The organism is Eremococcus coleocola DSM 15696 (assembly GCF_000428865.1).
In the GTDB taxonomy this organism is placed as follows: domain Bacteria; phylum Bacillota; class Bacilli; order Lactobacillales; family Aerococcaceae; genus Eremococcus; species Eremococcus coleocola.
Window position 1 is genome coordinate 1 of sequence record NZ_AUAT01000039.1, and the last position, 8,508, is coordinate 8,508.

Genomic DNA, 8,508 nt, shown 5'->3' on the forward strand with positions numbered 1-8,508 from the left:
TTTAACATCATCCGAGGATGATGGCCTGGACGCCCTGTGGAAGTAGGTTTAGGAAATTCACTATCAGGGATTGAATCAACGAATAAGCTAATGAAACGGGCATCGTGATTTTTAGCGATATCAAAATCTAAATTTAATACTAAAGAACAATCAGATGTGTTATAATGTTTATACATGAAAGCCACTCCTTTAAATGTATTTGTGCTTATTTACATTATATCATGTGAGTGCTTTCATGTTTACTAAAATAATAAAAAAAGGTCATTATCACGATTGCGATAATGGCCTTGTCTTTTTATGGACTGGACTTTTTGCCCAGCCTCTTTCTTTACATTGAATTTACAAAGGGATTATTAAAATTAACACTGAATTAATAATAGATTGGTATAGTGGGTAAGAAGTATTACCGAGTATCTGAATCTACCCAAGAAGCATCTATTCTAACCATCAAGGCAAAGGATGTTGCACCTACTTCCCTTTTACTCTGACCACGAAGGGAGTTGCAGGGTGTTTGTGGCTCGTTTTAATCCAGCCCGACTAGTAAAATTAGAAGCACTAAGGGTCTATCTTGTTATGTCAAAATTTTTACTCTTCGATTAAGAAAGTGGAATGTCAATTTAAGACCGTAAAATTGAGGAGGATTTTAACCTATGATACAAGAAATTATTGCACACCGGGGTTATACGGGAAAATATCCCGAAAATACCCGCTTAGCCTTTGAGAAGGCAGCTGAATTACCCATTTGGGGCATCGAATTAGACGTCCATTTATCTAAAGACCAAGAAGTGGTCATTATCCATGATGAAGCCATTGACCGAACTTCCAATGGCAGCGGCTTGGTTAAGGATATGACCCTAGAAGAATTACGGTCCTATCAATTCTATGGTGCCTTTCCAGAACTAGAAAATCAAGCGGATGACGGTTTAACCATAATGACCTTGGATGAATTTCTGGCTTGGATGCAGCCTTTATCTATCAAGGTGAATATTGAATTGAAGACCAATATTTTTGCCTATGAAGGAATTGTCCAAAAAGTTATTGATTTAATTAAACACTATAATTTAGCTGACCGAGTCTTAATTTCCTCTTTTAACCATCGGTCCATTCGGGAATGTATGACACTTGCGGGGGATTTACCTTTAGAATATGGATTCCTAACGGGCGCTTCCCTCTTAGAACCCGGCGATTACTGTAAAGCCAAAGGAGTAGGGCATTATCATCCTTTTTATGGTTCCCTAGTTCCGGCTGATATTATTAACTGCCACCAACATGGAATTCAAATTAATGCTTATACCATAAATGATAAAGCAGCCATGAAAGCAATGGTTGACCTAGGTTTGGATCGTTTGATTACTAATTTCCCTGAAGACGCTTTAGAAATGCTTCAATAAGCCTTACTAGTCTAAACGTCGGGATTAATTTTGCATGGAGGTTACTGATGAGAATTTTAATTGTCACTGAAACTTTTTATCCAGCTACGGATGGAATTTGTACCCGGTTAGCCCAGATGACTCCACGCTTGCAAGCAATGGGTCATCAAGTCTTGGTTGTTTCACCAGACCTAGGCATTCAAGAATACCAAGGTGTACCGATTAAGGTGATGGATTCCTTTACTTTTCCTTTATATTCCTCCAGACCTTGGGGTCTCCCTTCTAAGAAGATGAAGAAGGTTATTGAAAACTTTCAACCGGATGTGATTCATGCGGTGAATCCTTTTATGTTAGGGACTTCAGCAGTTAAATATGCCCAAAGCTTGGATATTCCACTTTTAACTTCTTATCATACCCATATGCCAAATTATTTAGACCATTATAATTTAAGCTTTATGAAACCACTCTTGTGGGATTATTTACGTAAATGGCATCAACCCGCTGATTATAATGTGACTGTGTCAAAAACCCTCCAAGCTGAATTAATCGACCAAGATATTTGTACCCAAGCAGTCTTACCACGGGGGATTGACTTAGACCTATTTCATCCCCAAAACTATGATGAAAAGCTCTACCGTGAATGGACCTTTGGTTTACCGGGACAAAAATTATTAGTCTATGTAGGCCGGTTAGCGGCGGAAAAAGACCTAGACCAATTAGTCCATGTTTTTGAAGGTCGGGATGATATTTGTCTCGCTATAGTGGGGGATGGGCCGGCCCGGCAAGACTTAGAAGCTGTTTTTGAAGGCACGAAAACCACCTTTACGGGCTTTTTGAAGGGGCAGGACTTAGCTAAGGCTTATGCAACCGGGGATGCCTTTATTTTCCCATCGACTTCGGAAACCTTTGGGCTAGTGATTTCAGAAGCCATGGCTTCAGGGACACCCGTCATTGCGGCCGAGAGTGGAGCGACCTTGGAGCAAATTATTCCTGGTCAGACGGGAACGACCTTTAAGACGGGAGACAAGACCTCGCTACAGGCTAGCTTAGCAATTTTAGATCATGAAGACATCTTAGCAAGGATGAAAGTGCAAGCTCGCCAAGAAGCAGAAAAATATTCTTGGCAAGCGGCCAGTCAGCGGCTCTTGGAATTTTATGAGTCCGCTCGGATTATTCATCAAGCCAAGCATGTAATGCGGCATAGCTCTTACCATTTATCACTGGGGCAACAGTTTTTAAGTTTGTTTGAATTAAATGAATAAGCTCAATAAAAAAGCATTCAAGCTAGGAAAAGTTGGACGATCAACTTGGATCGCTTGCTTGAATGCTTTTTTGCTTTGGTCAAATTTTTAAAGGAAATCATGTTCTTTTATGGATTCAGCATAGTAATATCCTTGTTAGGCTAATTACTTGTCTAGTGAGCTACAATGTGATTGAATTAAATTACAAAAAATTGGAGGTTGGGATATGATTCGTTTGGTGGCGTTTGACTTAGATGGGACATTTCTTTCGTCTTTTAATAAATATAATCGACCTCGTTTCAAGAAAGTATTTGACCAATTAAAAGCGCAGGGGATTAAAGTGGTTGCGATTTCTGGCAACCGGTATTACCGGATGGCCAAATTATTTAAGGATTATCTTGATGATATGATTTTTGTGGCGGATAACGGTGCCTTAATCTGGAACAAGGGTCAAGTTATTCACCAGAATACCTTTGATGCGGAGAGTATGGAGCGGCTGTTGGCGGAATATCATTATCCTGGCATGTCACTATCAGGGCTTAAAACCTCTTATATAGAGCAGGAGGTTCCCTTTACTCAACGCTTGATTTTAAAGTTTTTCCTAGGTCCGATTCGGCGGGTGCCGAGTTTTTCGCCCCTACCCGAAGATGAGTTTGTTAAGTTGTCTTTTCGAGTCAAAAATCAGGACACTGTTGCCTTAACGAAGGAGATTAACCAGCGTCTTGAAGGCCATGCCCATGCAACTCATTCAGGGTGGGGGACCATTGATATTGTGCCTACTGGAATTTCTAAGCAATCAGCTTTGGCTTTTTTAGGTGACCGCTTTGGGATTGAACCGGACCAGATGATGGTTTTTGGCGATGGGGGCAATGATATTCCTATGTTAGAGTATGCTGGTCATTCTTATGCTATGGCTAATGCTTCTGATCGGGTTAAGGCTGCGGCTAAGGCGGTGGCTCCCTCTAATAAGGAGGATGGCGTGTTACAGGTTTTAGAAGACTTTTTGACAAGCAGTCAGTGATAGAATAGAAATAGGAGTTCAGCATGAAATTACAAGTATCAGACCGTGCGCAAGCATGGTATGTGGAAGAAATGGGCGTGAGTCCTGACCGCGGAATTTACTTTTTCGGCAAGGTTTACGGTTCATCGCCCATTCATGATAATTATTCTTTAGGGGTCGGCGTAGCGGAACCCAAGGATCCCTTGGTTCTAGTTCAGGGAAAGGACACCGTCTTCTTTATCGAAAAAGCTGATGAGTGGTTCTTTAACGGTTATGATTTCTTTGTCGATTATAATCCCGAATTGGATGAACCCGTCTACCATTATCAACCAAGTGAAGGCTCATCTGCACCGGCACCCAAGGCTGATGTGACTTCAGGTCCGTCAGTTAAGGCCGATACCACTTCAGGGGCTTCACAATATTAAAAATTATAAAAAAAGCCGCGATAGGGCAGCCTTTGGCTAGCCAATCGCGGCTTTTTTGAGTAATGGGAGACATGGGGGGCTGCTAACCATCTGTGGGTGGTGCGAATAACTATTTTTGGCACTGAAAGGATGGGAATCGGTGCGAATAATTATTTTTTGCACTAGACGGCAAAGAAACGGTGCGAAAAATTATATTTTTCAGCATATTCGATAATTATGGAGCAGGAAGGATTTTTCACGTAAAAAGGCGACTTGAAATCAAGTGGCCTCTATATAAATCATATTAAGAGTTTGCCTCTAAGAAAGCCATCAGTTGGTCTTGGCTGATTTGTCCATTGATGCGTTGGCGGTTACCATCCTTGTCAAATAAGATAGTGGTCGGGAAGATATTCATCCCCAATTTAATTTGGGTGGACCGGTTGACATCATAGTAAACAGGCAGAGTTAAATTATTGTCGGCTAAAAAGGCTTGTGCTGTTTCCATGGTTTCAGAGGGTTTAGAAGCTAGACCATCGATGATAATAAAATTAAATTGGTCTTTGTATTGGTCGTAAGCCGTTTGGAAATATGGCATTTCTTCTTGACAAGGGGGGCACCAAGCTGCCCAAACGTTAATAATGGTTGGCTTGCCATTGGTCATAAGACTATGGAGGTCAACTTCTTCACCATCTGCCGTCATAACTTGGGAGTTAGGGATTTTGGGGACGGGCTTTGTCTCAGCGTCACTTTCATTACTCTGATTAGAGCCATCCTGACTGGTCTCTGAAGTTTGGCTAGAGCTAGCACTCGCAGCCTCCTGTATTTGACTTTCAGAACTAGCTTCTTGGCTGGCTAATTGAGCTAATTCCGCTTGACCAGATTCTTTTTGACTTTCTTGGATAAAAAAAGCACCTCCAAAAACAAGCAGTAGAGCTAATGCTAAAAATAATAAGCGTTTCATTAATTTCTCCTTTCTAGAGTCCTAACCAGGAACTGATTTTCCCGGTGGCCATTAAGATGCCAAAAACTATTAAGAGTATGGCTGAGAATTTTTCTAAGATGGGCAGATAGGGAGCAATACGTTTAATCGACCGTTTGCTTTCCTGAATCAGCAAAGCAGATAAAATAAAGGGAATCCCTAACCCTAAACAGTAGGCGACTAACATTAGTAAACTCTGCCCATAATTATTGGCGGTCATAGCCAGAGATAAGGCAGAGGCTAAATAAATCCCGACACAGGGCGTCCAGGTTAGGGCGAATAAGAAGCCTAAGCCAAGGGCAGACTTGGGCTGCCCTTGCTGAGAAGTGGACCGGGCAAAGAGGCGGCTGGAAAAACGGTGGCCCCATAGTTGGTCCAAACCTAAGCCTATAATAATCAGCCCCGCGACTATATTTATCAGGTTTTGATTGCTTATAAAAAACTGCCCCACATAATTTGCCAGCAGACTCATGGCCATAAAGACCAGGGAAAATGCTAAGACAAAGAGGTTAGCTGCCTGGAGGGTTTTACCCTTATCCGCTTGGCTATCCTGGGCTGCAAAGTAGGAGAGGTAAAGTGGAATCATAGGTAATAAGCAAGGCGATAAGAAGGTGAGAATACCCTCAACAAATAACATGAGATATAACATGGTTAAATCCTTTCACAAAATGTAGTTTAATCATAACAAACTTACCTAATTTTTGATGGAGATTTGCTTAGAGATTTCAATTTTTTTCTGGGACCTTATCTTATATAATAGACTTAAGAAAAAGGAGGCCTCCACCATGTATTATGTAAATATCTTGCTTTATGCTCTATTTGTAGCTTTAATGATCTGTTTTAATTATGGCTACTGGCTAGCCATCCCTTTGGTCGTCTTGATTTTAATCCAAGCTTCAGTTCATGCTAAACAAAAAGGTGGTCCAGTTCGCCTAATTTTAGATGGAGCGGTTCTGGCTGCGGTGGGTCTAGCTGCTTTTCGGCCGGACTTTGTTCTTGTACAAGTGGTGGCCATCTTTGGCCTAGTTTATACCTTGGTAAATTTTGCTTGGGATAGCCGGCTTAAGCCGGACCGTATGATTCCAATGTGGGAACAACCATTTAAATGGCTAGGGCGTCTGGTCTTTGCTGTGATTTTTATTTTATCAATAATTACGACCACTGCCTTTATCAATCCGACCTTATATGCACGGACCTTGCAACACTTGATGCCGGTTGAGACCAAGACCAGTCAAGAAACTGAGAAAAATTATAAGGTCTTTCGTAACCTTGAATATCCTAGTAAAAAAACTTCCAATTATTTAGACCTTTATCAAGCGAATCAAGCCAAGGGGACCATTTTCTTTATCCATGGGGGTGGTTATATCCTAGGAGACAAGGGTCAAGACCTTTACCAAAATTATTTCAAAAAGTTTGTCCAAGCGGGTTATAATGTAGCGGCTATAAATTATGAACTAGCACCGGTTAATGCCTATCCTGGTCCACTCGCTCAAATTAATGAAGCCTTGGCATATATCTTGGATAATGCCGAAAAATATGATATCGATAGCCAGAAAATCATTTTGATGGGGGACTCTGCTGGAGGTCAATTGGCTGGTCAAATGGTCAATATAATTACTTCACCCGATTATGCTTTAGAGATGGGACTTAAACCAGCTGCCCGGCCAGCAAATATTAAGGGTTATATTAATGTGGCTGGTTCAGTTGACCCCGCCCGGGTTGGTCAGGTTGATTTTCCGCCTTGTGACTGGCTCTTCTATACTTGGGTGGCGGCTTATTTTAAAGATATCGATTATGTCAAAGGCCAGGCTGTTAACCAAGCTTCAGTGATTTCCCATGCGACCTCAGACTTTGTGCCAACCTTTATTTCTGATGGTAATTGGGGGTCTTTTAGCAATCAAAATCAAGACCTAGCTCAGCGTTTAGAAACTTTAGGGATAGATGTCACCAGTCAAATTTATGACAAAAATCATAAAAAATCTTTACCGCATATTTTTGAAATATCTCAAGATAATCAAGAGTCTCAAGCTGTCTTTAAGGCCCAGTTAAAATTTTTGGAGAAAACTTTAAAGAATTAGGCTAAGCATTTTTCTCGTTAATCTGAAAAGAACTTGTTAAAATTAAAAAAACGTTTCCAAAAATATGAGGAGGTTTTATTATGGCAGGTTCTAAATTAGTAAAAGATTATCAAGTTGGCGATGTGGTTGAGTATGGAACTTATGAATTTACCCAAGACAAGATTATTGACTTCGCTAAAGAATACGATCCTCAGCCTTTCCATTTGGATCCTGAAGCCGCCAAGGACACCTTTTTTGAAGGTTTAGCGGCTTCTGGTTGGCAAGCTTCAGGTGTTGCCATGCGGTTGATGGTTGAAAGTCTCGATTTAGCCAAAGGCATTGTTGGAATTGAAGTCAAGGTTAAATGGTCTAATCCAATCCGACCTGGGGATGTCATGTCGGTAAAAACTGAATTTAAATCAATTGACTATACGGATTCCAATCCGGACCAAGCGGTGTGTAATTTAGTGACCACGGCTTACAATCAAGCAGGTAAAAAAATGATTATCCTTGATTCAAAGGTACTTTTGTCTAACTAAGTAAGCATTTAGGAGAAATTTGTTTGAGTATATCAGTAGGTGATTACCAGCGTCTATGCTATGATTAAGTTAACCAAGAAAGGTGGAATTAAAAATGGGATTATTTGATACAGTAGGTTCAGTTATTGATGTGTTTAACCAAGGAAATGGCAAAGATATTGACGCAATTGCGAGTAAGTCAGGTTTATCTGCTTCCCAAGTAACTTCAGTCTTAGCTGCTGCCATACCAATGATTTTAAAAGCGATTAACCGTAATAATCAAACAGATGAAGGTTTATCTAAATTTGATCAAGCCTTACAAGACCATGCTGAAGACAATAGTCATGATTCTTTAGAAGCATACGTACAAAATGCGGATGAAGAAGATGGTGACAAGATGTTAGGTCATGTCTTACAAGATAAAGATTCAGTAATCACTCGTTTAGCCGATGCCTTTGGTATTACCCCAGCTGCAGTGAAACGTGTGCTTGTATTGGTCGTTCCTGTTTTAATTTCTTACTTTGCTAAAGAAAAGAAAAATAAAAGATTAGATTCTGAACAAGTTCGTAAACAAACCCAAGAAGCTGCCAATGATGAATTAGTTAAGAAGAGTCAAGAAGGCGGTTTATTAGGTTCTGTTTTAGGTGGCCTATTTGGCGCTGATAATGCACCAGCCCACCAACAAACAGCTGATGACAGTGATGACAGTATCTTAGGTTCAATCTTAGATATGTTCAACCAAAAATAATTAGCTTGTTAAATATTAAAAGCACCGGGCGTGTGTACTGACCCCCTAAAGTTGGACCAAAAAATCCAACTTTAGGGGGTCTTTGTATGGCTAAATATAGCTTAGAATTCAAAATGAAAGTCGTCGCAGAATATCTTTCGGATACGATTGGATACAAACCGTTAGCTAAAAAATACAACATGAAGGATACT

General features: G+C 40.5%; 9 protein-coding genes and 1 pseudogene. 7 read left to right on the forward strand and 3 right to left on the reverse strand.

The features are described 5' to 3' along the window. Nucleotides 1-176 (reverse strand): annotated as a pseudogene (locus G396_RS12165) (IS5/IS1182 family transposase); the annotation flags it as partial. A gap of 474 nt (nucleotides 177-650) precedes the next feature. Between G396_RS12165 and G396_RS0108275 the strand changes: the two are divergent. The 4 genes from G396_RS0108275 (at nucleotide 651) to G396_RS0108290 (ending at nucleotide 4,036) form a co-directional block, all read left to right on the forward strand. After that, complete coding sequence (locus G396_RS0108275; protein WP_028125676.1) at nucleotides 651-1,391, forward strand: glycerophosphodiester phosphodiesterase; 741 nt, start codon at nucleotides 651-653, stop codon at nucleotides 1,389-1,391. A 47-nt stretch (nucleotides 1,392-1,438) separates the two neighbouring features. Next, nucleotides 1,439-2,632, forward strand: a complete 1,194-nt coding sequence (locus tag G396_RS0108280) for a glycosyltransferase family 4 protein (RefSeq protein WP_028125677.1) — start codon at nucleotides 1,439-1,441, stop codon at nucleotides 2,630-2,632. A gap of 205 nt (nucleotides 2,633-2,837) precedes the next feature. Continuing rightward, nucleotides 2,838-3,632, forward strand: coding sequence for a Cof-type HAD-IIB family hydrolase (locus G396_RS0108285; protein WP_028125678.1), 795 nt, complete (start codon nucleotides 2,838-2,840; stop codon nucleotides 3,630-3,632). 23 nt (nucleotides 3,633-3,655) lie between these two features. Continuing rightward, nucleotides 3,656-4,036 carry a HesB/YadR/YfhF family protein gene (locus tag G396_RS0108290; RefSeq protein WP_028125679.1) on the forward strand — a complete coding sequence of 127 codons (381 nt, stop codon included), beginning with the start codon at nucleotides 3,656-3,658 and terminating at the stop codon, nucleotides 4,034-4,036. Nucleotides 4,037-4,319: 283 nt separating this feature from the next. Here the strand turns inward: G396_RS0108290 and G396_RS11045 are convergent, their stop codons facing one another. Both G396_RS11045 and G396_RS0108300 read right to left on the reverse strand, forming a co-directional pair. Further along, nucleotides 4,320-4,976 carry a TlpA family protein disulfide reductase gene (locus G396_RS11045; RefSeq protein WP_051221253.1) on the reverse strand — a complete coding sequence of 219 codons (657 nt, stop codon included), beginning with the start codon at nucleotides 4,974-4,976 and terminating at the stop codon, nucleotides 4,320-4,322. A 13-nt stretch (nucleotides 4,977-4,989) separates the two neighbouring features. After that, nucleotides 4,990-5,631, reverse strand: coding sequence for a cytochrome c biogenesis CcdA family protein (locus G396_RS0108300; RefSeq protein WP_248623927.1), 642 nt, complete (start codon nucleotides 5,629-5,631; stop codon nucleotides 4,990-4,992). Nucleotides 5,632-5,779: 148 nt separating this feature from the next. On the opposite strand from G396_RS0108300, the gene G396_RS0108305 reads away from it, so the two are divergent. The 3 genes from G396_RS0108305 (at nucleotide 5,780) to G396_RS0108315 (ending at nucleotide 8,317) form a co-directional block, all read left to right on the forward strand. Continuing rightward, nucleotides 5,780-7,072, forward strand: a complete 1,293-nt coding sequence (locus G396_RS0108305; protein ID WP_028125681.1) for an alpha/beta hydrolase — start codon at nucleotides 5,780-5,782, stop codon at nucleotides 7,070-7,072. An 80-nt stretch (nucleotides 7,073-7,152) separates the two neighbouring features. Further along, nucleotides 7,153-7,590, forward strand: a complete 438-nt coding sequence (locus tag G396_RS0108310) for a MaoC/PaaZ C-terminal domain-containing protein (RefSeq protein ID WP_006417905.1) — start codon at nucleotides 7,153-7,155, stop codon at nucleotides 7,588-7,590. A gap of 94 nt (nucleotides 7,591-7,684) precedes the next feature. After that, nucleotides 7,685-8,317, forward strand: coding sequence for a DUF937 domain-containing protein (locus G396_RS0108315; protein ID WP_028125683.1), 633 nt, complete (start codon nucleotides 7,685-7,687; stop codon nucleotides 8,315-8,317). Nucleotides 8,318-8,508: the final 191 nt, after the last annotated feature.

Bases quoted from the DNA above. Each gene is read 5' to 3' on its own strand.
- G396_RS0108275 (WP_028125676.1), top strand. From the start codon at position 651: ATGATACAAGAAATTATTGCACACCGGGGTTATACGGGAAAATATCCC.
- G396_RS0108280 (WP_028125677.1), top strand. From the start codon at position 1,439: ATGAGAATTTTAATTGTCACTGAAACTTTTTATCCAGCTACGGATGGA.
- G396_RS0108285 (WP_028125678.1), top strand. From the start codon at position 2,838: ATGATTCGTTTGGTGGCGTTTGACTTAGATGGGACATTTCTTTCGTCT.
- G396_RS0108290 (WP_028125679.1), top strand. From the start codon at position 3,656: ATGAAATTACAAGTATCAGACCGTGCGCAAGCATGGTATGTGGAAGAA.
- G396_RS11045 (WP_051221253.1), bottom strand. From the start codon at position 4,976: ATGAAACGCTTATTATTTTTAGCATTAGCTCTACTGCTTGTTTTTGGA.
- G396_RS0108300 (WP_248623927.1), bottom strand. From the start codon at position 5,631: ATGTTATTTGTTGAGGGTATTCTCACCTTCTTATCGCCTTGCTTATTA.
- G396_RS0108305 (WP_028125681.1), top strand. From the start codon at position 5,780: ATGTATTATGTAAATATCTTGCTTTATGCTCTATTTGTAGCTTTAATG.
- G396_RS0108310 (WP_006417905.1), top strand. From the start codon at position 7,153: ATGGCAGGTTCTAAATTAGTAAAAGATTATCAAGTTGGCGATGTGGTT.
- G396_RS0108315 (WP_028125683.1), top strand. From the start codon at position 7,685: ATGGGATTATTTGATACAGTAGGTTCAGTTATTGATGTGTTTAACCAA.